We start from the raw sequence: 23,315 nt of genomic DNA on the forward strand, positions 1-23,315 counted from the left end.
CCACCGGTCAGCCGATAAAGCGACCGTTACTGCCCAGCACACCCAAATCGATAAAGCGCGAGCCGACATAGGGCGGCGGGCCGCTGTAATCGATGACAAAATCGCCCAGGTTCCATTTGCGGATGCCCGCCAGGGCGCTGCGCAACTTATCCTGTGTCACGGCTGGGCCGGCACGCTCCAGGCCTTCGGCCAGCACGCGCATGTTGATGTAGGCGTCCAGACTGCCCGGGCTGAAATCGGGCTGTTGGATGGCGCGCATGGCGGCTTGGTAGTCGCGTACCACACCGGTTTTGGTATTGAACGGATTGGGCACGATCAGTGACAGGGCGATACCGCTGGCGAGCTGGCCCAGTTGCTTGGGGCCGTCGCCCATCAGCGTAGCGCTGATGCCGGTCATCAACGTGCCGGGCAGGTTTTTTTTCAGGCCCCGCACCAGGCCCACCGAGGCCGAGCCAGCCGTGGCCAGCAAGACGGCAGCGGGGCGGGCGGCGGTCACCTGGGTCAGTACTGCGGGCAAATTGCTGCTGTCGGTAGCCAACGCAGCTTGCACCACCAGACTGATGCCGTTTTTGTCCAGCTCATGGATCGCATCTTCGAGCATTTCGCGGCCATACAGGTTGTCCAGATACACCACGCCAATGCTTTTGAGGTTCATATCCAGCAGGCGCTGTATCAGGCGGTGCACTTCGGCGGTGTAGCTGGCGCGCACATGGAACACGCTGCGCGCGCCCTTGCGCAACGAAGACGCCCCAGTCACCGGGCCGACGTGCACCATGCCGACCTCTTCGGTCATCGGCAAGATGGCCTTGTTATTAGCGGTGCCGACGCACGACAGCAAGGCAAAGGTGTTGCCCTGAGACAGCATTTGCTTGACGTTTTCCACCGTGCGCGGCGGCTCGTACTTGTCGTCCATGATGTTCAACTGCAGCGTGCGCCCATGGATGCCGCCCCGGCCATTGATCTGCGCCAGCGCGGCGCCCGCGCCCTGGCGAATGTCTTCGCCAAAGGCCGCCAGCGGGCCGGTGACGTCGGCCGAGCAGCCGATGGCGATGCTTTTTGCGCTCAAGCCCGCCTCCTGGGCATAGGCACTGCGCACCAGCACCGGGGCAGCCGTGATCGCCACGGCACTGGAAACCAGAGAGACAAACTGACGACGTTGCATGAAAAGATACCCCACTAAAAAACAACCGAAGCACCGGCAAACCCTGGCCCCCGAGCGACACCCGCCCCTGCGCAGCGCACAGATAATGAGCGGGCAATCTTAGAGCCTGCACCTTTTGTAGACCTTGCACCTGCGCGTCGCCACCCCGGTTACGCACCCTTTGCGTGCTATTTCTGTGCCAAGGAGTCCCATGTCGATCTGGATCAAACCGATTTCCCTGCCACTGCTCAACCAGCTCAATGCACATACGGCCGCTTCCCACCTGGGCATTGAAATGACCGAAGTGGGGGATGACTTTTTGTGCGGCCGCGTGCCGGTGGATGACCGCACGCGCCAGCCCTTTGGCATTTTGCACGGCGGCGTGAGCGTGGTACTGGCTGAAACCCTGGGCTCCATCGGCGCGTTTTATGCCTGCCCCGAAGGGCACCATGGTGTGGGGCTGGACATCAATGCCAACCATATTCGTGCCAGCGCCAGCGGCTGGGTGACAGGTACCGCGCGCGCGGTGCACCTGGGTCGCACCACGCAGGTCTGGCAAATTGACATGGTCAATGACGAGGGTCAGCTGACCTGTGTCTCGCGCCTGACCATGGCGATTCTGGCGCCGCGCTGAAACGGCAGTCCGGGCGCCGCTGGGCCTCAGGCGGCGGTCTTGGTACGGCGTTTTTCCTGCATGAAAGTCAGGATGTCCCTGTCATAGCGCCGGATGTGCAGCGACAGCCAGTCGCGCAGCAAGGTCGAGAGCTGGGCCGCCACGGTGATGTTGCCGGCAGCAAATTTTTGCTGCAGTGCGTGCAGATCGTTCACGAAATCCACATGGCTGGCCTGGTGCTGCTTCAGCCGTGGATAGCCCAACTGGCGCATGACCTGTTCTTCACGCCGGATGTGTTCGACGGTGCTGCGAATCAGCTCGCCTAGCAACTGGCCTACCACTTGCTGGCCGCGTCCGGCCTCGGTGGCGGTATGGAGCTGGTTGACTTGTTCCACCAGCATTTTGTGGTCTTGATCGATGGGGCCATGGTCGATAGCCATGTCATTTGCCCAGATAAAGTAAGCCATAGGCTAGGTCTCGCAGTAGTGAAGAAATGAAGGGGGAACCATCGTCCCGGGCGTCTGCCTTGAGTGCAAGCGTGCTTAGCGGGCCGACAACGCCAGCGAATGCGTTGCCGCACCTACTTTGAACACACTGACGGCTTGCACCAGCCCGTCGGCCTGGTGTTCGAGCGATTGCGCCGCTGCGGCGGCTTCTTCGACCAGCGCAGCGTTGGACTGCGTGACCTGGTCCATCTGCACCATCGCCTGGTTGATTTGCTCCATGCCTTGGGTCTGGTCTTGGCTGGCCAAGCTGATCTCGCCCATGATGTCGGCCACGCGGCGCACGCTGACAACGATTTCATCCATGGTGGTGCCGGCGCGCTCGACCTGTTGGCAGCCGTCGGTGACGTTGTTCACCGAGGCCTCGATCAGTCCCTTGATTTCTTTGGCTGCAGTCGCTGAGCGCCCGGCCAGACTGCGCACTTCGGAGGCCACCACGGCAAAACCGCGCCCCTGCTCACCGGCGCGCGCCGCTTCCACGGCGGCGTTCAAGGCCAGGATATTGGTCTGAAAGGCAATGCCGTCGATCACGCCAATGATGTCGGCGATCTTGCGTGACGAGGTGTTGATGGCTTCCATGGTCTGGACCACCTGGGTCACCATCTGGCCGCCCTGGACGGCCACCTGGGCCGCCGATTCGGCGATCTGGTTGGCGTTTTTGCCGTACTCGTAATTTTGTCGGATGGTCGAAGCCAGCTCGTGGATCGCGGCCGTGGTCTGTTCCAGCGCACTGGCTTGTTCTTCCGTGCGTGCCGACAGATCGGTGTTGCCGGCGGCAATCTGGCCGGTGGCGGTGGCAATGGTTTCGCTGCCCGAGCGCACACGCACCACGATGCTGCCCAGGCTGTGATTCATGTCGCGCAGCGCTTGCAGCAATTCGCTGGTCTCGTCGCGGCCGGTGACCTCGATATGGCTGCCCAGATCGCCCGCAGCCACGGTGCGTGCCAATCCCACGGCGCGGCGCAGCGGCGTGACGATGGAGCGCGTGATGCCCACGGACAGAACCACGCCAATCAGCAGGCCCAGCGCGCCCAGCACCAGCATCAGGGTGTGTGCACTGCGGATGTTTTTCACTACAGCATGGCCATCGTTTTCCACCAATTTTTTCTGCAAGGTGGTCAGGGCATTGATGGGCTCCTGCAGTGCGTCCAGCGCGGGGAGCGTCTCCGACTGGAGCAGGGCGATGGCGCGCTCGCGCTCGTTGGCATCGACCAGTTGGGCCACCCGGCCAAACGACTGCACATACTTGCCGCGCAATTCACTCAGGCGCGCCAGGATGGCCTTGCCTTCGGGCAACGCCACCTTCTGCTGGAGCACGGCAAAGGCTTCGTCAATGCTGTGTTTGTTGGCGGCAATGCCGGCCTTGATCGCTTTGAGCCGCTGGGGATCGGTGGTGATGGCCAACTCCATGGTCAGGCGTGCATTGGCCCGCGTCGTGCCGTCGATGAGATGGGCGGCTTCAGACTTGACCCAACTGTCGTCAATGATGCGTTCATTGATGACGCCGACATCACCCAGGCGCAACACCCCGACCACGGTGATGCCCAGCATCATCAGTACCACCAGACCGAAGGCCAGACCCAGGCGGGTGCCAATTTTCAAAAAGCCAAGATGCATGGAAAAATTCCGGAGTGAGATTCAATTTGTTACCTGATTGTAGGCAGGCGGGTTTTCTGCGTAAGTGCATTTCGACTGCGGCGCTCACGCTCCAGGGGCGCTGCCATGCCAGCGTAGCGCCTCTGCAGAGACAGAAAAATGGGCCTGTGGTCGGTATTTATTCGGCGGCGGCACGGGCCAGCCGCTCGCTCTTCCAGTACACGTCGTCACCACCGCTGCCATCCATGCGGTTGAACACGCGCGAGAGCACAAACATCAAGTCGGACAAGCGGTTGAGGTAGTGGCGCGGTGTCTCACGTACCGTTTCTTGCACGCCCAGGGCGACCACGGCGCGCTCGGCGCGGCGGGCCACGGTGCGGCAAATATGCGCCTGTGCAGCAGCGCGTGTGCCGGCCGGCAGGATGAACTCCTGCAGACGTGGCAAGGCGGCGTTGTGCGTTGCCAGCGCCTGGTCAAGTTGCAGTACGGCCTGTTCCTGCAGCAACTCAAAGCCCGGAATCGACAGCTCGCCGCCCAGGTTGAAGAGTTGGTGCTGCACGTCAATCAACAGCTCGCGCACCTCGGGCGCCATCGGCTCGCACAGCAGCAGGCCGATGTGCGAATTGAGTTCATCGACATCTCCCATGGCCTGCACGCGCAGGTGGTGCTTGGGCACACGCGTGTTGTCTCCCAAACCGGTGGTGCCATCGTCGCCAGTGCGCGTGGCAATTTGTGTGAGTCGGTTGCCCATCAGAAGACCTCTTTATATGTGAATGTGTTTGGCCATTGTGCGTGAGCGGGACCGGTGGCGCTGGTGCGTTCCAGCGTTACGGCGTTCCAGCGTTACGGCGTGCACGCAAATGTTGAATGTCGCAACAAACGGCAAAAGAACTGGCGCCGAGCAAGGCGTTGCAGTGCAATGCCAACTTGTTTCATATTCTGGGAGTTTGGTTGTATGGATATCACACGACGCCGTATTTTTCCTTTTGATTCCTGCAGCGTGCTGCTGTTTACGGCCTTATCGCTCGGTGTCGTCACCGCCTCGCACGCCCAGGGGAGCCAAGCGCAGCTCTCTTTTGGCCCGGCTAGCACTACAGCGGTGACACCGTCCAAATTCACCATTGGCCCGGCCGCACCTGCCACCGCCGACCCCCAGGCCGCGTTTGATAAAGCCGATACCAACCACGACGGCAAGCTCAGTGCGCAAGAAGCAGCAGCCGTGACTGCCATTGGCCGGCGATTCCAGCAGTGGGATATCAACCAGGATGGCGTGCTGTCGCGCAAAGAATTTGAGCAGGGAGCCTCCTAGGGGCCGAATGAAGCCCTGCGGTTCAAGGCCGTAACCTCGTTGAAAAGTGGATACCTACTGTGCCCTGGCGGACTGCAAGCCCGTCAGGGCATTTTTACGTGCGCCAAGTGATATTCTTTTATGTCCTCTTGGAGAAGCCCCATGAACGCCCCAGACACTTTTTCGCACCTGCAGCCTGATGTTTCCTTGCGCCCGGTACCGCCAGCTTTGCTGGCGGCGCTGCAGGCGCGTTTTGGCGTGCAGTACTCCGCCGCCCCGGCGGTGCGCGAGCAGCACGGCCGCGATGAAGGATCGCTGCAGGCGCCGCCGCCCGCCGCGGTGGTGTTTGCGCACAGCACGCAAGATGTGCAGGACGCCGTGCAACTGGCCAGCCAGTACGCCGTGCCGGTGATCCCCTACGGCGCCGGCTCATCCCTGGAAGGACACCTGCTGGCGGTGCAAGGCGGGATCAGCCTGGATGTCAGCCGCATGAACCAGGTGCTGCGCATGGATGCTGAAGACCTGACGGTGACGGTGCAGCCCGGCATCACGCGCAAGGCGCTGAACGACGCCATCAAGGACACCGGCCTGTTTTTCCCCATCGACCCCGGCGCCGACGCCAGCATCGGCGGCATGACGGCGACACGCGCCAGCGGTACTAACGCCGTGCGCTACGGCACCATGCGCGAGAACGTGCTGGCGCTGGAAGTGGTGACGGCCAGCGGCGCAGTGATCCGCACGGGCACCCGTGCCAAAAAAAGCAGCGCCGGCTACGACCTGACGCGCCTGCTCGTCGGCAGCGAAGGCACGCTGGGCGTGATCACCGAAGTCACCGTGCGCCTGTACCCGTTGCCTGAAGCAGTGTCGGCAGCGATCTGTTCGTTTCCGAGCATCGAAGCCGCGGTGCGCACCACCATCCAGACCATCCAGCTCGGTGTGCCGATTGCCCGCTGTGAACTGCTCGACGCCAACAGCGTGCGCATGGTGAATGTGCACAGCAAACTGAACCTGCGCGAAGAGCCGCTGCTGCTGATGGAATTCCACGGCTCGCCCGCCAGTGTGAAAGAGCAGGCCGAGACGGTGCAAGAGATGGTCAGTGAGTTTGGCGGCACCGCGTTTGAATGGGCCAGCACCCCGGAAGAGCGCACGCGCCTGTGGACCGCCCGGCACAACGCCTACTTTGCCGCCGTGCAAAGCCGCCCCGGCTGCCAAGTCATTACCACCGATGCCTGCGTGCCGATCAGCCGCTTGGCCGACTGTCTGCTGGACTCGGTGACCGAGGCCGACGCCAGTGGCATTCCGTACTTTCTCGTCGGCCATGTCGGCGATGGCAATTTTCACTTTGGCTATTTGCTCGACCCGACACTCCCGCAAGAACGCGTAGCGGCTGAGCAACTCAACCACCAACTGGTCGCGCGCGCCCTGGCTTTGGGCGGCACCTGCACCGGTGAGCACGGCGTGGGCATCCACAAAATGGGCTTTCTGCTGGACGAGGCCGGGGAGGGCGCGGTGGCGATGATGCGTGCTATCAAGCAGGCGCTGGACCCGCAAAATATCCTCAATCCGGGCAAGATTTTTGCGGCGTAATTTTTAATTTGATAGCTTCAGCTGCATGTCCCATAAGGCTCTAAGGCTTTTTTGATGCCCAGTGCGTGCCTACGCTGTGACAGGCTGATCCTGCCCGGCCTCAAAGAGATGGATCCGATTCTTGCCACCCTGTTTGGCTTGGTACATGGTTTGGTCTGCCTGTTCGATGAGTTGCTCGGCACCCATCTCCCCCGCTTGCGGAAAGTAGGTGGCGCCCAGGCTGGCGGACACTTGCACCACGGCATCGTCTATCGATACCGGCTGCGATGCCGCCCGCAGCATGCGCTCCATGACCGGCAGCCCTTCGTCGGCCGACTCCAGGTCCACCAGCACCGCCACGAATTCGTCGCCGCCGACCCGGGCCAGGGTGTCCCCTTCACGCAAGCACTGCTGCATGCGCTTGGCGACTGTCATTAACAGGATGTCGCCGGCCTTGTGGCCATGGATATCGTTGACCGCTTTGAAGCCATCCAGATCCAGATAAATCAACGCCAGTAATTTACGGTGGCGCAGCGCTTGCGCCATTGCCTGGTTCAGTCGGTCGGCAAACAGCACGCGGTTGGCCAAGCCGGTCAAGGCATCGTAGTGCGCGCTGCGTACCAGTTGCTGTTCGTAGTTTTTCTTGGCGGTGATGTCGGTGTACAAGGCGACAAAGTAATCAATCTGGTCCTTGTTCTGGCTGTTGCGCACGGCACTGATATTGAGCATGGCTGCATAAAACTCGCCGGTTTTGCGGCGATTCCAGATTTCGCCTTGCCAGTGCCCTTGCGACTTCAGTTGTGCCCAGAGCGCCGGAAAAAATTGGCTGTCTTGGCGCCCTGAACCGAGCATGTGCGGCGTTTGTCCCATCACCTCTTCCTGGCTGTAGCCGGTGATGAAGGCAAAGGCCTTATTGGTCTCGACAATCGTGCCGTTGGCCAAGGTAATCATGATGCCCTCGCGCGAGAAGGTGAACACGTTGGCCGCTAATTGCAGGCGCTCCTTGGCCTGTCTGCGCTCGGTAATGTCCCGAATAATACCAATGAAGTGCCGCAAGACACCGTGGTCGTCAAACATCGGCGTGATGGTCAGCGCATTCCAGAAAACATGCCCGTTTTTGCGGTAATTGAGAATTTCTCCGTCGAAATCACGGCCGGCCAGTTTGGCTTCACGGATGGTCTGAATGGTCTGCGCATCGGTGTCGGGGCCTTGCAAGAATTTGCACGTTACGCCCAACACCTCATTCAGATCGTAGCCCGTGATGTCGGAGAACGCGTTGTTCATGGAGACGATCCGTCCCTGGGCATCGGTCACGATCACCCCCTGAGAAATGGCCATCAACGCCTGGTTGCTGATTTTTAATTTGCGCTCGGCGCTGACACGGTCCGTGATGTCGTGGACGAGAGAAAAAAGCCCCGCCACTTCGTTGATCTGCATCGGCGTCGAATACACCTCCACCTCCCGCACTGCTCCCGAATGCAGCCGGTGCTGAAAGTGGAAAGACTTGCGGCTTTGGTGTTCCACCAAGGCCATTTCAGCGCGGGTTTGTTCGGGCGGCAAACAATTGATGTCGGCAATGTTCATGGCCATCAGTTCATCCAGGCTATAGCCATAAAAATCGGCGGCAGCCTGGTTGGCCAATAGCACCTGCCCGGTGTGGGGCGCGATTTGCAGCATCACGGAGGCGTTGTTTTCAAAAAATCCTCTGAAGCGGCCTTCGCTTTCCAACAGGGCCTTGGTCTTTTGTTCGACCACCCACTCCAAATTTTGCGTGATGTGGTGGTACGCCGCCAGCGCTTTGGCCAGCGTTCTGGACAGAACCCCGATTTCGTCTTGATGCGCATCGGGCGACACTTGGGTGGTACGACCGGCGCCGATGGATTCACATTCGTCGGCCAGTCGCTCAATCCGGGCGGTGATGCGCATGGCCAATTGTCGAGAAACACGCCATACCACCGCCGACAACAACAAGCCGATCAACGTGGCCCAGCCCAGCAGCCCAGCCACGGGTAACCACCAGGGGTTTTGCGTTGAATACAAAACGATGGCCATGTCTGACGCTGGCTCGTTCAGCACAAAAGGTAAATCAAAGGTGGCTGGTAAATAGGCCTTGTGCGGCAAGGCCATCGTGGTCGCGACCACTTGACCCCCGTGCCGGATGTCTATGCCCACGTCCAGCCGCGCCTGATTCACATGCTGCAAAAACAACCCGTTCAGATCGATGCTCGCAGTGAGAATGCCAATCACGTCCTGGGTGTACGGATAAATCACCGGCTCAGCCACCAGCAATTTCACCTGCGCGCCGGGCAATAAAACCATCTGCCGTTGCTTGCTGGCCAATACCGCCACCACCATGGCGTCGATGCGTTGGCGCTCGGACAAGTCTGGATTGCTTCCCGCAAGATGCCGGCCCTTGTAGTCAAACAAGGCGATGGTGCTGGAGGCCAGGCTCTTTTCTCGGGCCGCCAACGCCGGCTTCAAATAAACATCTCTTCCTGCGCTGTCGGTGAGGGATGTCCAGGTGATGGGGTTGGAGGCCAGATCGGTAATGCTCTCGATTTGATTTTTAACTTCGGCCGACAAAATTTGACCGATGACGTTGATGGCCGCGTGATTCGCTTTGCTTTGGGTTTTAGTGACTTCGTTCAGACTCAACGCCAACATCGACCCGCCCAGGCACACCACCATCAGCATCGCCAACCAGAAATTGGCCCGCTGAATTTGAGCCGCCAAACTGTGCGAGTCGCGGCCGGAATGGAGATGCCAGGCGTTTAACGCTAGTTTCATGCAATGACCTCGGTGCTGTGCAGCAGAGCTACTTAGCGTTTCACGGCTGGGATCGGCACCAGCGTGTCTTGTGCGGTGTAGCGGACAAAAAATACGTTGTCCTGCGACAGCGCATCGTGTCGGGTGGCGGTAAAGGGCTTGGCGTAGTGCCGCACTGCGCCCGTCCACGCTGGCAGGTGCTCCAGTGCCTCCCGTATTTTTGGGCGGTCGGTGCTACCGGCTTTTTGCATCGCCTGCACCAGCAGGTGCGTTAAATCGTAAGCCTGGGCCACGCCCACCGGACTCTTGATCTGCGCGGCCGATGCCACGCCGTAGCGGGTCTTCATGGCCGCCGCCAGTTTTTTAGCCCGAGGTGACGGGGGATGGAGGAAGCTGAAGGTTTGAACCACGCTCAGCTCCACTTGGTCGAGGGCGCCTTCTGTCATCCGGGCAAACTCGCCACCGGTAATGCCCCAGTGGCTGATCAGGGGAATGCGCTCTGCAGCCGGCAGTGCCGCTATCTCTTTGACCAAGATGGCGCCTTCGACTTCATTGGCTACCAATACCAGCACCTGCGCGCCCGCCGCACGCAACTCTTGGTAGCGCTGGATCAGCGACTGGTCGCCCCAGTTGTACCAATGCTCGCCGACGATCTTGAGATCAGCGCGGCCCGCGGCCTTGTCCAGCGCGGCCTTGTTGCTGCGCCCCCAAGCTGTGTTGGGCAGCATGAGGCCGATGCGCTTGGCTTGGTATTGCTGCTGCGCAAAGCGCATGAAGGCAGACGCCGCCCAAGCGTCTTTCAGCGAGAGCCGAAAAACATAATTGGGCCGAAAGTGGTGATCGGTGATCTGGTCGGCAGCCCCCCAGGGATCCATCAATGGCACCTGCAGTTCGTGGGCCAGTGGCAAGCATTCGACATAGATGGGGCTGAATTTGCCACCGAACACCGCAATCAGATCTTTGACCTGCGCCAGCTCCTGAAAATTGTCCCTGCCCACCGCCGTGATGGAGCGGTTGTCGCGGGTGATCAATTCAAGCTGCCGACCACCCAAAACGCCGCCCGCAGCGTTGATTTCATCCAGGGCAATCTGTATGCCTTGCTGAACGGCTTGGGCGGAGGTGCTGGTCGCATGGCCAAACTCGGCATCCAGACCGATATACACCGGGTCGGAGGCCATCGCGAAGGTGGGTGTGAATAAGGCGCTCAAGCCGTAGATCAACGAACAAAAAAATCGTCTATGCATCACCAAGCATTTCTATGTGGATTGCTATTTCTATGGCTTTGAGCGGCCCCGCGTGGCTGCAGGCTGGCGCTATGCACATTTTTTGTGCAACCCATGAGCTTAAGCGGCACACCCCCTAAGGGTTACAGATATTTGCGATATTTCTTTTGGTGGTTTGGCGTCCGTTGCTGCGCGGCGGCAAACCCGGCGCCAGCCTCACTCCTTCATGCGCCAGCGTTTGAGCAGCAGCGCATTGGTTACCACACTGACCGAGCTGAGCGCCATCGCCGCGCCGGCCACCACCGGGCTGAGGTAACCGAGCGCCGCCAACGGAATGCCGGCCACGTTATAGGCAAAGGCCCAGAACAGATTTTGCCGAATCTTCAGCACCGTGCGGTGCGAAATGTCTAGCGCCGCCGCCACCAGTTGCGGGTCACCGCGCATCAGCGTGATGCCGGCGGCGTGCATGGCGACATCGGTGCCGTTGCCCATGGCCATGCCGACATCGGCGGCGGCCAGCGCCGGCGCGTCGTTGACGCCATCGCCCACCATCGCCACCGTGTGCGGTTGGCCGCCACCGTCCTGCTGCAGCGCACGCACCTGCGCCGCCTTGTCGCCGGGCAGCACCTCGGCGCGGACTTCGCCGGCGTCCGGGTCGAGGCCCAGGCGCCGCGCCATCACTTCGGCTGCGCCCCGGTTGTCGCCGGAGATCATCACCGTGCGAATGCCGCGCGCCTTCAGCGCCGCCAGCGCCGCGCGTGCGCCGGGTTTGGGCTCGTCGCCAAACGCCATCAGTGCCAGCAATTGCACGCCTTGCGCTGTCCTTTCAGCGACTGCCGACACCGTGGCGCCGTCGTTTTGCAACTGCTGCGCCCGTTCTGCCAGCGGGCCCAGCGCCACGCCCAATGCATCCATCCAGCGCAGACTGCCCAACAGGTAGCTGCGCCCTTGCACCTCGCCCTCGCTGCCGCGCCCCGGTACGGCGCGCACCGCCTCCGGCGCCGTCAGCTCCAGACCGCGCTCTTGCGCCGCCTGTACCACGGCGCGCGCCAGCGGGTGTTCGCTACCGCTTTGCACACTGGCCGCCGCTTGCAGCACGGCGGCCTCGTCTTGCCCTGGTTCCACGTGAAACGCCGTCAGGCGCGGCTGGCCGACGGTGAGGGTGCCGGTCTTGTCAAACGCCACCGTATCGACTTGGTGCGCCAGTTCCAGCGCCTGTGCGTCCTTGATCAAAATGCCGTGCTTTGCTGCTACGCCCGTGCCCGCCATGATGGCCGCCGGCGTTGCCAGCCCCAGCGCGCACGGGCAGGCAATCACCAGCACCGCCACGGCGCGGATCAGCGCCACTTCGCCGCCGACCCCCGCCCACAGCCAGCCCAGCAGCGTGGCCAGCGCGATCAGCAGCACCACCGGCACAAACACATTCGCCACCTTGTCCACCAGCCGCTGGATCGGCGCCTTACCGGCCTGCGCGTCTTCGACCAGGCGGATGATGTGTGCCAGCACCGTCTCGGCACCCACCGCCTGCACTTGCAACACCACGCGGCCCTCGCCGTTGATCGAGCCGCCGGTCAGCACATCGCCCAGCGCCTTGGCCACCGGCAGCGGCTCGCCGGTCAGCATCGATTCATCGACCTGCGTATCGCCTTCGAGCAACGTCCCATCCACCGGAAAGCGCTCGCCGGGGCGCACCACCAGGTGGTCGCCGACCATCACCTCGGCCACCGGCACATCGACTTCGCCGCGCTTGCCCAATAAGTGCGCCACATCCGGCCGCAGCCCGTGCAGCGCGCGGATCGCCGCCGTCGTTTGGTGCTTGGCGCGCGCTTCCAGCCACTTGCCCAGCAGCACCAGCGTGACGACGACGGCGGAGGCTTCAAAGTACAAATGCGGCGTGTGCCCCGGCGCGGCGGTCAGCCACAGCCACATCGACAAGCCCCAGCCGGCGCTGGTGCCAATGGCGACCAGCAGATCCATATTCCCGGTCAGCGCCTTGGCCGCCGCCCAGCCGGCCTTGTAAAAACGCGCGCCCAAGATGAACTGCACCGGCGTCGCCAACAAAAACTGCGCCCAGGCCGGCAGCATCCAGTGCTGGCCAAACAGGTCACCGAACATCGGCAACACCAGCGGCGCCGACAGCAGCAGGCCGATGGCCACCGGCGCAAAGCCGGCCCAGGGGGAAGCGTCTTCCTCGCGCGCCGCGCTGGCGGCCGCCGTCAGGGGCTCGTAACCGGCATTGCGCACCGTGCGGCGCAGCAAGGCATCCATGGCCTCCAGCGCCGCTGCGTCGCCCCCGTCGGGCAAAACCACTTGGACGCGTGCCGACTCGGTCGCCAAGTTCACCGTCGCCTCCTGCACGCCCGGCACTTTGCGCAGCGCGCGCTCGACACGGCCCGAGCAACTGGCGCAGGTCATGCCGCCAATCGACAAGTCCAGCTCTTGCGTGGCGCCAGCGGCAGCACGGGGGGGGGAGAGGGGGGCAATAGTGTTGTTCATGCCTGCTACCGTAAACCCTGACGCCGTGGCAAGGTCAAGTGCAGGGCCAAAATACACACCTTGCGCCTGCGCGCTTGACCTTGCCATGGCGTTAAGGTGATGGTGCAAAATTTGACTTCTTTACCCCTCTGAAAGACAGCCTCCATGAAATACAAATTCACCGTTCCAGACATGCTGTGCGCTCACTGCGAACAGTCCATTACCGACGCCATTAAGCGCATCGACCGCCAGGCTGTCGTCGAAGTGGACCGCCCCAATGACCTGGTCACGGTGGACAGCATTGAGCCGCGCGACGCCCTCGTCATTGCCATCACTGAAGAGGGCTACACCGTCGCTTGAGGCGTCTGCCGCGCGCCATGTCCGAGACCCCGGCTACCGCACCCACCCACGCCGGCTGGCCGGTGCCGATTGGCGTGTCGGCGCAGCGCGCCGGCGTGTCGGCGCGCATGGTGCGCCACTACGAAGCACTCGGTCTGCTGGCCCCGGTGGCGCGCACCGACAGCGGCTACCGCCAATACACCGAGGCCGATGTCCACGCCCTGCGCTTCATTCGCCGCGCGCGCGACTTGGGGTTTTCCATCGCCGAGATCGCCACCTTGCTCGGCTTGTGGCAAGACAAGGCGCGCGCCAGCAGCCAAGTCAAGCGCATCGCCCAAGCGCATATCGACGCCCTGAACCAGCGCATTGCCGACATGCAAGCCATGCAGCGCAGCCTGCAATCGCTGGTGCAGTGCTGCCACGGTGATGACCGGCCCGACTGCCCGATCCTGGATGACCTGGCCGCGGCCAGTAGCCAGCCGTTCCAGCCTGCACCGGCGCAAAAACCATATCAAAAACAATAGCTACTAGCGCACGCATTGATTGAATTTGAAGCATAAAACACCTTAAATCGATTTAAATACATGCGCTAGTAGCTATTGTTTTTGAATACTGTCACCGGTACGGCCAGCGCCCCGCCCCGTGCGAGACTCGCCGCCTTGTCCCTGACGATGAGGACGACTCCAGTTCGATTTACCGTGCGCTGAAAGTCAGTGCTGTCACCTCCTTGGAATACAAGCCAGAACAAAGCAAAGCTGTACCCATTGACGACTTCCCTCCCCAGTCTCCTATCGTGCGCGCTGGCGATCTCTTATGCAGCCGAGTCCCTACCAGCGAGTGGGTTGGCGCCACCGCATTTGTGGAACCAGCGGGTCCATGAAGAACATTTCGCAAGAAAAAGTCTTGTCTATTCGGGTCGAACTCTCCCCGCGCCCTCTCCAGCAAACCTTCGCCCCCCGCATCGAGGTGATTGGAGCCCTCAAAGCCAGCCACCGCAGCGCCCTGAGCGCCCTCGATGCGCTGTTTGTCGCGTTGCAGCAGCGGGCGTTTGCGGGGCAGCTTTCCATCCATCCCCGTAGGTCGGGTTAGCCCAAAGGGCGTAAGCCGACAGATGCCAAAGACGTGAACCGCTCCGTCTATGCCGGAAGTAGAAGGAAGCCGGGAGATGTCGGATTACGCTGCGCTAACCCGACCTACAAAGCTGGTGCAACGTGAGTTACAAGGAGCAGCTATGAACGCTCAAGCAACACCGGCAGAAGTAAAAGCCGCAGAAACCATCGAAATGGGCACGGGCAATGTCTTTGCCGATTTGGGCTTGCCCGATGCCGACGAGCGGCACCTGCGCGTGCAGTTGGCCACGCGACTCAATGACCTGCTCCAAGCCGAAGGCCTGACCCAAGCAGCCGCAGCCAAGCACTTGGGCCTTGCGCAGCCGCATGTGTCAGAACTCAAAAACTACAAGCTGACCCGCTTCTCCAGCGAGCGACTGCTGCACTACATCACGCTGATGCATCGGGATGTAGAAATCTTCATCCGCCCCGGTGCAGCTTCCCCTGTGCCGGGCATGACGGCTGGTGCCGTGACGGATGTGGCCCCCGAGCGGCTGCAGCAATATGACCCTCTGCCGCGCCAGGCTCTAAGCCAGCGTCCATTAGTACCGCTGCTGGACACCATGAGCGCGGTCTTTGCTGCGCCTGACGAGACATTAGCTCTGCACGGTGCAACTGGGTTGGGCGAAGGAGCGCCTGCAGGCAGCAGCTTGACGCCTCTCGCCGACCATGAAGTGCGCGCCATCCTTGCCGAGACCGGCCCGATTTTTCGGCCCAGCCTTGCCCCGGCGCCACGTTGGCCGATCTCTCGCCCGAGGCCGTCGCCCTGTGCCGCGAGCGCTGGGCTAAAAAGAGTGGCGACCCGCGCAAGGCGGCTTGGACAAATATAGAAACCCTGAGCAACGCCGAACTGCTGGTGAAGGGGCCATTCACCTATGCGGCATTGATATTGCTGGGTACTCGCGCGGCATTGGGTGGGCAGTGGGTCGGCATTTGGCCTTGACTGAAACCGCCATTCGCGGCGACACCGCCGCGCTGTTCGATTGGTGGCAGGACGTGACCTTTACAGACATCCACACCATGGGGCCGAACGGCGTGTTTGACGCGGCCAAGGTGGAGCATTTATTTGTCGTCTTGCACGGGCTGGAACTGGCGCCGCAGTGGCCGTTGGCGCAAGCGGTGGCTTGAATGGCAGATAGAAAACAATAGCTGAAACCGTGCGTCTTCATTGGGCTGTAGATACAAAGTGCGATGAATGATTTTGCTGGGGTGCCATTGCAGCGATGCTTTTTCGAAGCGACAGGGTCAGATTCCTTCAGCGGCTTGGGGCGACCTGCATCCGCCCTATTCGGGTGCCAGACCTGCTTTGTATGGCTTACCCCTGGGGCGTATCATGGAGTGGTACTGTAAAAATTTGTTCCTATTCAACCCCCGAAGGAGTGCCGATGTTCCCTGAATTCCGCGACCAGATTGCCCAGCTGCGTGCCAACGACCGCCATTTCACCCGCCTGTTTGACAAGCACAACGAGCTTGATCACCAGGTCAAGGGTCTGGAAGACAAGCACTCGCCTGTCTACGAGACCGAAATTGAAAACCTCAAGAAAGAAAAACTCGCCATCAAGGGCGAGTTGTACGAGATTTTGAAAAAGACGGCCACGGTCTGACATGGCCGGTGGTCGGGGGCGTTTAGCGCCTGCCAGACTTCCTCACGAGGGCGCCGCAAGGCGCCCTTTTTCATGGGCGCAAGCGCCCGTTATGCCTCTGCGCTACCCGTGCCCGACCAGCGCGCGCCGGTATTGCATGGCTTCGGCGACGTGGGCGACTGCGGTGTGTTCGGCGCCGGCCAGGTCGGCGATGGTGCGGGCCACTTTGAGCGTGCGGTGGGTGGCGCGCGCCGACCAGCCCAGGCGCGCAGACGCCGTTTGCAGAAACTGCAGCGCAGCCGGTGCCAGCAGCACGTGGGTGTCGATGGCCTGGCCGTGCAGTGCCTGGTTGGCGCAGTTTTGCCGGGCCATGGCGCGCCCGCGGGCCTGCGCCACGCGCTCGCGGATGCTGGCGCTGGACTCGCCGGGTGGCGCGCCCAGCAGTTCGTTGGCGGGCAGGGCCGGCACTTCGACGTGCAGGTCGATGCGGTCCAGCAGCGGGCCGCTCAGCTTGGACTGGTAGCGCGACACCTGTTCAGGCGAGCAGCGACACGCCCGCTGGGTGGCGCCCAGGTAGCCGCAGGGACAGGGGTTCATGGCGGCAATCATCTGAAAGCGCGCCGGAAACTCGGCCCGCCGCGCAGCGCGCGAGATGGTGATGTGGCCGGTCTCCAGCGGCTCGCGCAGCGCCTCCAGCGCGGCGCGTGGGAATTCGGGCAATTCGTCTAGAAACAGCACACCGTGGTGCGCCAGCGAGATTTCTCCGGGGCGCGGCGGCGAGCCGCCACCGACCAGCGCCACGGCGCTGGCGGTGTGGTGCGGGCTGCAGGTGGGGCGCTGCGCCCAGCGTTCCAGCGCAAAGCGACCGGCCAAGCTGGCAATGGCGGCGCTTTGCAGCGCTTCGTCCACCGTCATGGCGGGTAGCACGCCGGCAAAGCGCTGCGCCAGCATCGATTTGCCCGAGCCGGGCGGCCCCATCAACAGCAGGCTGTGGTTGCCGGCAGCGGCAATCTCCAGCGCGCGTTTGGCGCCGGCCTGGCCTTTGACGTCGGCCAAGTCGGCGTAGTGGGTGCAGGCGGGCAGTGGCACGCTGCGGATGCGCGCCCAACCGGGGTTGTCTGCCGTGCTATTGAGCGCGGCCTCGGCGTTGTCTTCGGCGTGGCTGCCGGCGGGCAAAAACTGGCGCACCACATCGAGCAAATGCTGTGCCCGATAGACCACGGCGTCGGGCACCAGGGCGGCTTCTTCGGCGCTGCCGGGCGGCAACACCAGCGGCACATGGATACCGCTGGTGCGCAGTGCCAGGCTGGTGGCCAGCGCGCCGCGCACCGGACGCAACTCGCCCGACAGCGACAGTTCACCAGCAAATTCGTAGTCTGCCAAGCGTGCGCTGTCGATTTGCCCGCTGGCGGCCAGGATGCCCAGCGCAATCGGCAGGTCAAAGCGGCCGGAGTCCTTGGGCAGATCGGCCGGTGCCAAGTTGACGGTGATGCGCTTGTTGTACGGAAACTCCAGTCCGGCGTTTTGCAGCGCCGAGCGCACCCGTTCGCGTGCTTCCTTCACTTCGATATCGGCCAGCCCGACCAGCGTGAAGCTGGGCAAGCCGTTAGCCAGATGCACTTCAACGGTGACGGGCAGGGCCTCCAGACCCAACAGGGCGCGGCTTTGCACCAAAGCAAGACTCATGACGGTGTTTCTCCCCAGACAAGTGCAGGTGGACGCGGGTGTGCTGCGTCGTGCACCAAGGTGGTGCGTTTGCGGCCTGCGCCAGAGCCTGCACTGTACGGGTGATTGCGCTTTGCCGGGGGCGTTTTTGTGGTGCGCGGGGGCCTGGCACGGTCTGTGCATAACAGCAGGTATCCCTGCACCACTCTCTGGAGAAACCATGACCCACGCATTCACCAAGACTTTCGTTGCCGCCCTGGCCTGTGCCTTGCCGCTGCTGGCCAGCGCCCAGCTCAGCAGCAACCTCTCGCTGACCAGCAACTACAAATTCCGTGGCCAGGACCAAGACAGCAGCAAGGTGCGCGCCTTCAAGCCCGCGCTGCAAGGCGGCTTTGACTACGCCTTTGGCGAGACGGGCTGGTATGTGGGCAACTGGAACTCCAGCGTGAACTGGCTGAGCGGCAACTCCCTCGAAGCCGACCTGTATGGGGGCTACAAATTCAAGGCCGGTGGCGCCGATCTGGACTTGGGCGCGCTGACCTATCTCTACCCCGGCAACACCCATGGCAACACCACCGAGCTGTATGGCGCGGCCACCTATGGGCCGGTCACGGCCAAGTATTCGCACACCGTTTCCGAGGACTACTTTGGCTGGGCCGGCACCAAGTCGGGTTCAGGTCTCAAGGGGCGCAACACCGGTTACCTGAACCTCGCCTTTGCCCAGGAAGTGGCGCCCCAGCTGACGTTGAAGGCATCGGTAGGCTTCACGCGCTTTGCCAGTGACATCAAGCACACCGGCGTGCCCAACTACATGGACTACCAGGTAGGCGGCGTCTACGACTTTGGTGGCGGTCTGTCGCTGGGTGCGGCCGTGGCCGGTGCCAATAAAAAGGACTATTTCGGCGCCGTCAACAAAGCCCGCCTGGTCGTTTCGCTCACCAAAACCTTGTAACCACAGCGGGCGCCTGAGGCGCCCCTCACGGAGGAACTCCCCATGAAAATAGTGACTGCCATCATCAAGCCCTTCAAGCTCGACGAGGTGCGCGAGGCGCTCTCGGACATCGGCGTGCAAGGCATCACCGTGACCGAGGTCAAGGGCTTTGGCCGCCAAAAAGGCCATACCGAGCTGTACCGGGGCGCCGAGTACGTGGTCGATTTTTTGCCCAAGGTCAAGATCGAGGCCGCCGTGGCGGACGAACTGGTGGAGCGCGTGATTGAGGCCATCGAGGGCGCCGCGCGCACCGGCAAGATCGGCGATGGCAAGATTTTTGTCTCACACCTGGATCAGGTGGTGCGTATCCGTACCGGCGAGACCGGCCAGGACGCTCTCTGAACCCCTCCCCTCTTTTTTCCAAGAACGCGAGAATCGCCATGAAAAAACTACTTGCTTGTCTCTTGCTCGGTGTGGGGTTGTTGGCCAGTGCTGTGCCTGTCTTGGCACAAACCGCCGTAATGGCCGAATCCACCACCGCCATCGTCCCTGCAGCCACGCCCCCCGCCGATGCGGCCCTGGCCGTGGCTGCCCCCGTGCCGGCCCCCGCTGGTGCGGCCGTGGTTGCGGCCCCCGCCGCACCCAAGCTCGATTCCGGCGACACCGCCTGGATGCTCATCTCCACCGTGCTGGTGATCCTGATGGTCATTCCGGGCCTGGCCTTGTTCTACGGCGGCCTAGCCCGTTCCAAGAACATGCTGTCGGTGCTGGTGCAGGTGTTTGTGATCTTTGCGCTGATCACTGTGCTGTGGGCCGTTTACGGCTACAGCCTGACCTTTGCCGGCGAGGGGCAGTTCTTTGGCGGCCTCGACAAGCTCTTCCTCAAGGGCATAGCGCCCGACACGCTTTCGGCGGTGCTGCCGACCATTCCTGAATACGTGTTCGTCGCCTTCCAATCGACGTTTGCGGCCATCACTGTGGCGCTGATCGTCGGCTCGTTTGCCGAGCGCATCAAGTTCGCTGCCGTGCTGTTGTTTGCGGTGTTGTGGTTTACCTTCAGCTACATCCCCATGGCCCATATGGTGTGGGGCGGTGGCCTGTTGGCCAAAGACGGTGCGCTGGATTTTGCCGGTGGCACGGTGGTGCACATCAACGCCGGTATCGCTGGCCTGGTCGGTGCCTACATGGTGGGCAAGCGCATCGGCTTTGGCAAAGAGGCGCTGACGCCGCACAGCCTGACGTTGACCATGGTGGGTGCCTCGCTGTTGTGGGTCGGCTGGTTTGGCTTCAACGCCGGTTCGGCCGGTGCCGCCAACGGCGTGGCGGGTCTGGCCTTCATCAACACGACCCTGGCCACAGGCGCTGCCACGCTGTCGTGGTTGGCCGGTGAGGCGCTGCACAAGGGCAAGGCCTCCATGCTGGGCGCCGCCTCGGGTGCCGTGGCTGGCCTGGTGGCTGTTACGCCAGCGGCCGGGTTCGTTGGCCCCATGGGCTCCATCGTGCTCGGATTGATTGCTGGGGTGGTCTGCCTGTGGGGTGTGGGTGGCTTAAAGAAAATGCTGGGCGCTGACGACGCGTTTGACGTGTTCGGTGTACATGGCGTGGGCGGCATTGTCGGCGCCATCCTGACGGGGGTGTTTGCATCGCAAAGCCTGGGCGGCACCGGCGGTCTGACCCCTGACACCTTTGCCATGGGCGCGCAAGTGTGGATCCAGGTGAAGAGCGTGCTGCTGACCATCGTCTGGTCTGGCGTGGTCTCGTTCATCGCCTACAAACTGGCTGACCTGCTGGTGGGGCTGCGCGTGCCCGAAGAGGCCGAACGCGAAGGCCTGGATATCACCTCTCACGGCGAAACAGCGTACAGCCGCTGAACGAGGGGGTGGGAAGGCAGCGGTGTCTGGTGGCACTGCTGCCTTCTTTATGGAGAGTTGCTGGGGGAGGTATTGGGGTCAGAATTATTGGGGTCAGATTTCAATTAATTTGAATCAAATGGCGCTAAAGCCCATGCCAGTCATGCGCTATGTGCTATCTATTTTGCAGTAACTTGGTATTTTTTTATGCCTGTGTACAGAGATCAAAACCGGTTCGCGCTCTAATCTGCGGCTCTGACACTGCAGGAGCAAGCACATGGCATGGCGCGTGATTACCCGTGAGGCGGCGCAGTTGGGCGAGTCGCCGTTCTGGTCGGCAGACGACGCCCGGCTGTATTGGGTGGACATTGCCGGGCGCGCCGCTTTGCGCACCGACCCGGCCAGCGGCGCCACCGAGCGCTGGCCGCTGCCCGATGAGCCCGGCTGTATCGCGCCGGCGCGCACCGATGGCCGTCCCAGCGGCTGGGTGTTGGCGCTGCGCAGCGGCATCTACCGCGCGCAGCACTGGGGCGGGGCGTTGGACTGCCTTGCGCGCCTGCCCTACGACCCGGCGCATGAACGCGCCAACGACGGCAAATGTGATCCGCGCGGGCGTTTCTGGGTGGGTACGCGCGACGAGCGGCCCGGCGGTGGCCATGCGGCGATGTACTGCATCGATGCGCGCCAGGGTCCGGCACAAGTGCAGCGCATGTGGGGCGGCGCCAGCACGCTCAACGGCCTGGGCTGGTCGCCTGACCAAGGCACGTTGTACAGCGCCGACACGCCGACGCACCGCATCGAAGCGCGCGACTGGGACGGCGCGCACAACACCCTCGGCCCGGTGCGCCTGCTGCACCCGTTTGCGCTCAAGCCGGCGGGCTGGCAACCGGGGGAGGGCGTGCCCTATGGCGGTCGCCCCGACGGCGCAGCGGTCGATGCAGAGGGCAACTACTGGTGCGCGCTGTACGAAGGGGGGCGCGTGCTGCAACTCTCGCCCGGCGGCGCAGTACTGCAAGCGATTGCCACGCCCGTGGTGTGCCCGACCATGGTCTGCCTGGGTGGGCCGGACGGGCGCACGCTGTTTGTCACCAGCGCGCGCCACGGCCGTCCGCCAGCGGATCTGGCACGCACGCCGCTGGCCGGCCACGTGCTGGCGCTGGCGCAGCCCGTGGCGGTGCCAGGCTTGCCGGTGAATGCGTTTGTCGAGTCGGGTGCGGCGCTGCCGCAGGTGGTGCCGGCTTTGACGCTGCAAGCCGTCAATGACGGCGTGGTCGCCGTTTTGCTCGCCAGTGGCGCGCCGGTCGGTCACCTGAAATGGATCGGTGGCCGGTGGAAGTTCAAGGCCATGGGTTACGAGGGCACGGACCTGGTGCCCGGTGGTGGGCCATTGACGGCGCGCCACAACTGCACCTTTGCGCTGCTGGACGCTGCTGCCATCGAGGCCGGCTTGCTGGGCTGAACGCCCAAATAAGGGGGTGGCCACCGCCATCATTGCGCCGTTGCACCCTGGTCGCAGGCGTACCATCGGCGACTATGGAACGTGTTCTGCAACAGATGATCGAGCGTGTGCGCGATGCCGCGGCACACCAGGCGCCGCTGCGCATCCGTGGTGGCGGGAGTAAAGACTTTCATGGTGGTGTGCCGCTGCAAGGCGAGGCGCTCGATACGCGCGCCTACCGCGGCGTGGTCAGCTATGAACCCAGCGAGCTGGTCGTCACCGCGCGCGCTGGCACGCCGCTGGTCGAGCTGGAGGCGCTGCTGGCCGAGCACGGGCAGTGCCTGGCGTTCGAGCCACCACACTTTGGTGCAGGTGCCACGGTGGGCGGCATGGTGGCGGCGGGCTTGTCCGGCCCGGGGCGCGCCAGCGTCGGTGCGGTGCGCGATTTTGTGCTGGGCGTGGAGCTGATCAATGGCCGCGCCGAACATTTGACTTTTGGTGGCCAGGTGATGAAAAACGTCGCTGGCTACGACGTCTCGCGCCTGATGGTGGGCGCCTGGGGCACTTTGGGCTTGCTGACGCAGGTCAGTCTGAAGGTGCTGCCGCTGACCCCGGGCGAGTCCACGCTGCGCTTTGATTGTGACCAGGCTGAAGCGCTGCGCCGTCTGCATACTTGGGGCGGCCAGCCGCTGCCGCTGAATGCCAGTTGCTGGCTGCAGACTGCCGAGGCGGGCCAGCTGTATGTGCGCCTGCGCGGTGCAGTGGCTGCGGTCGAGGCGGCGTGCAAAAGCATGGGCGGCGAACGGCTGGACAACGCTGCCGTGGCCCCTGACTGGCATGCCTGCCGCGAGCAGACCTTGCCTTGGTTTGCTGCGCGCACGCAGTCACCCGCTGAGCCGCCGCTGGATTTGTGGCGCCTGTCGGTGCCCGACACCGCGCCGGTGCTGGCGCTGCCCGAAGGCGTGGCGGCGCCGCTGGTCGAGTGGCACGGCGCCCTGCGCTGGGTGCAGGCGCCGCGTAAACATGCTGCCGCCTTGTATGAAAAAGCCCTGCTGGCCGGTGGGAGTGCTTCTCTTTTTGTAGCTGGTAGCGCAGGCTCTTTAAAGGCTGAAGGCTGTTTTGCTGTGCATTCGGCTGCTCTGGGGGCGATCCACCAGCGGCTACGCCAGGCGTTCGATCCGGCCGGACTCTTCAATCCGGCACGTGCGGGCGCTGTAGGCGCTTAGCGC

At 62.8% G+C, this 23,315-nt stretch carries 22 protein-coding genes; 14 read left to right on the forward strand and 8 right to left on the reverse strand.

Annotated elements, in window-relative coordinates:
* Nucleotides 1-7 precede the first annotated feature (7 nt).
* Nucleotides 8-1,162 carry an ABC transporter substrate-binding protein gene (locus tag Q390_RS0103510; protein ID WP_027994830.1) on the reverse strand — a complete coding sequence of 385 codons (1,155 nt, stop codon included), beginning with the start codon at nt 1,160-1,162 and terminating at the stop codon, nt 8-10.
* Nucleotides 1,163-1,352: 190 nt separating this feature from the next.
* On the opposite strand from Q390_RS0103510, the gene Q390_RS0103515 reads away from it, so the two are divergent.
* Nucleotides 1,353-1,775, forward strand: a complete 423-nt coding sequence (locus Q390_RS0103515; RefSeq protein WP_027994831.1) for a hotdog fold thioesterase — start codon at nt 1,353-1,355, stop codon at nt 1,773-1,775.
* Between the two features lie 26 nt (nt 1,776-1,801).
* On the opposite strand, the gene Q390_RS0103520 is transcribed toward Q390_RS0103515, so the two are convergent.
* The 3 genes from Q390_RS0103520 to Q390_RS0103530 all read right to left on the reverse strand — a co-directional run bounded on the left by Q390_RS0103520 (nt 1,802) and on the right by Q390_RS0103530 (nt 4,604).
* Nucleotides 1,802-2,221: a bacteriohemerythrin gene (locus Q390_RS0103520; protein ID WP_156949816.1), complete on the reverse strand. Its 420-nt coding sequence runs from the start codon at nt 2,219-2,221 to the stop codon at nt 1,802-1,804.
* A 75-nt stretch (nt 2,222-2,296) separates the two neighbouring features.
* On the reverse strand, nt 2,297-3,874 hold the full coding sequence (locus Q390_RS0103525; RefSeq protein WP_027994833.1) for a methyl-accepting chemotaxis protein: 1,578 nt from the start codon (nt 3,872-3,874) through the stop codon (nt 2,297-2,299).
* A gap of 157 nt (nt 3,875-4,031) precedes the next feature.
* The gene (locus Q390_RS0103530) at nt 4,032-4,604 is read right to left on the reverse strand and encodes a cob(I)yrinic acid a,c-diamide adenosyltransferase (RefSeq protein ID WP_027994834.1); all 573 of its coding nucleotides are present in this window, start codon (nt 4,602-4,604) and stop codon (nt 4,032-4,034) included.
* Between the two features lie 204 nt (nt 4,605-4,808).
* Between Q390_RS0103530 and Q390_RS0103535 the strand changes: the two genes are divergently transcribed.
* Nucleotides 4,809-5,162: an EF-hand domain-containing protein gene (locus Q390_RS0103535; RefSeq protein ID WP_027994835.1), complete on the forward strand. Its 354-nt coding sequence runs from the start codon at nt 4,809-4,811 to the stop codon at nt 5,160-5,162.
* A gap of 141 nt (nt 5,163-5,303) precedes the next feature.
* Entirely contained in the window at nt 5,304-6,728 is a 1,425-nt protein-coding gene (locus Q390_RS0103540) for an FAD-binding oxidoreductase (RefSeq protein WP_027994836.1), read from the forward strand.
* A gap of 69 nt (nt 6,729-6,797) precedes the next feature.
* On the opposite strand, the gene Q390_RS18995 is transcribed toward Q390_RS0103540, so the two are convergent.
* The 3 genes from Q390_RS18995 to Q390_RS0103555 all read right to left on the reverse strand — a co-directional run bounded on the left by Q390_RS18995 (nt 6,798) and on the right by Q390_RS0103555 (nt 13,192).
* Complete coding sequence (locus Q390_RS18995) at nt 6,798-9,494, reverse strand: sensor domain-containing protein (RefSeq protein ID WP_084153751.1); 2,697 nt, start codon at nt 9,492-9,494, stop codon at nt 6,798-6,800.
* Between the two features lie 32 nt (nt 9,495-9,526).
* Entirely contained in the window at nt 9,527-10,651 is a 1,125-nt protein-coding gene (locus Q390_RS0103550; RefSeq protein WP_169737261.1) for an ABC transporter substrate-binding protein, read from the reverse strand.
* Between the two features lie 261 nt (nt 10,652-10,912).
* The gene (locus Q390_RS0103555; RefSeq protein ID WP_027994838.1) at nt 10,913-13,192 is read right to left on the reverse strand and encodes a heavy metal translocating P-type ATPase; all 2,280 of its coding nucleotides are present in this window, start codon (nt 13,190-13,192) and stop codon (nt 10,913-10,915) included.
* Between the two features lie 144 nt (nt 13,193-13,336).
* Between Q390_RS0103555 and Q390_RS0103560 the strand changes: the two genes are divergently transcribed.
* From Q390_RS0103560 to Q390_RS0103590, 6 genes are all read left to right on the forward strand, one after another.
* Nucleotides 13,337-13,531: a heavy-metal-associated domain-containing protein gene (locus Q390_RS0103560; RefSeq protein WP_027994839.1), complete on the forward strand. Its 195-nt coding sequence runs from the start codon at nt 13,337-13,339 to the stop codon at nt 13,529-13,531.
* A gap of 17 nt (nt 13,532-13,548) precedes the next feature.
* The gene (cueR, locus tag Q390_RS17400; protein WP_051603014.1) at nt 13,549-14,034 is read left to right on the forward strand and encodes a Cu(I)-responsive transcriptional regulator; all 486 of its coding nucleotides are present in this window, start codon (nt 13,549-13,551) and stop codon (nt 14,032-14,034) included.
* A gap of 352 nt (nt 14,035-14,386) precedes the next feature.
* Nucleotides 14,387-14,599, forward strand: coding sequence for a restriction endonuclease subunit S domain-containing protein (locus tag Q390_RS0103570; RefSeq protein ID WP_027994840.1), 213 nt, complete (start codon nt 14,387-14,389; stop codon nt 14,597-14,599).
* Nucleotides 14,600-14,741: 142 nt separating this feature from the next.
* A complete protein-coding gene (locus tag Q390_RS20270) occupies nt 14,742-15,449 on the forward strand; it encodes a helix-turn-helix domain-containing protein (RefSeq protein ID WP_245606853.1) in 708 nt (235 codons plus the stop codon).
* A gap of 109 nt (nt 15,450-15,558) precedes the next feature.
* A complete protein-coding gene (locus Q390_RS17405; RefSeq protein WP_037472040.1) occupies nt 15,559-15,747 on the forward strand; it encodes a hypothetical protein in 189 nt (62 codons plus the stop codon).
* Between the two features lie 257 nt (nt 15,748-16,004).
* The gene (locus Q390_RS0103590) at nt 16,005-16,223 is read left to right on the forward strand and encodes an HP1242/YdcH family protein (protein ID WP_027994843.1); all 219 of its coding nucleotides are present in this window, start codon (nt 16,005-16,007) and stop codon (nt 16,221-16,223) included.
* A gap of 102 nt (nt 16,224-16,325) precedes the next feature.
* Here the strand turns inward: Q390_RS0103590 and Q390_RS0103595 are convergent, their stop codons facing one another.
* Nucleotides 16,326-17,888, reverse strand: a complete 1,563-nt coding sequence (locus Q390_RS0103595; protein ID WP_027994844.1) for a YifB family Mg chelatase-like AAA ATPase — start codon at nt 17,886-17,888, stop codon at nt 16,326-16,328.
* 199 nt (nt 17,889-18,087) lie between these two features.
* Between Q390_RS0103595 and Q390_RS0103600 the strand changes: the two genes are divergently transcribed.
* From Q390_RS0103600 to glcE, 5 genes are all read left to right on the forward strand, one after another.
* Nucleotides 18,088-18,819: a TorF family putative porin gene (locus Q390_RS0103600; RefSeq protein WP_027994845.1), complete on the forward strand. Its 732-nt coding sequence runs from the start codon at nt 18,088-18,090 to the stop codon at nt 18,817-18,819.
* A gap of 42 nt (nt 18,820-18,861) precedes the next feature.
* Nucleotides 18,862-19,200: a P-II family nitrogen regulator gene (glnK, locus tag Q390_RS0103605; RefSeq protein ID WP_027994846.1), complete on the forward strand. Its 339-nt coding sequence runs from the start codon at nt 18,862-18,864 to the stop codon at nt 19,198-19,200.
* 38 nt (nt 19,201-19,238) lie between these two features.
* A complete protein-coding gene (gene amt / locus Q390_RS0103610) occupies nt 19,239-20,669 on the forward strand; it encodes an ammonium transporter (RefSeq protein WP_027994847.1) in 1,431 nt (476 codons plus the stop codon).
* 256 nt (nt 20,670-20,925) lie between these two features.
* Nucleotides 20,926-22,107: an SMP-30/gluconolactonase/LRE family protein gene (locus Q390_RS17410; protein WP_084153753.1), complete on the forward strand. Its 1,182-nt coding sequence runs from the start codon at nt 20,926-20,928 to the stop codon at nt 22,105-22,107.
* Nucleotides 22,108-22,181: 74 nt separating this feature from the next.
* Complete coding sequence (gene glcE / locus Q390_RS0103620; RefSeq protein ID WP_027994848.1) at nt 22,182-23,312, forward strand: glycolate oxidase subunit GlcE; 1,131 nt, start codon at nt 22,182-22,184, stop codon at nt 23,310-23,312.
* Nucleotides 23,313-23,315 lie beyond the last annotated feature (3 nt).

It is taken from the genome of Simplicispira psychrophila DSM 11588 (assembly GCF_000688255.1).
GTDB classification, from domain to species: domain Bacteria; phylum Pseudomonadota; class Gammaproteobacteria; order Burkholderiales; family Burkholderiaceae_C; genus Simplicispira; species Simplicispira psychrophila.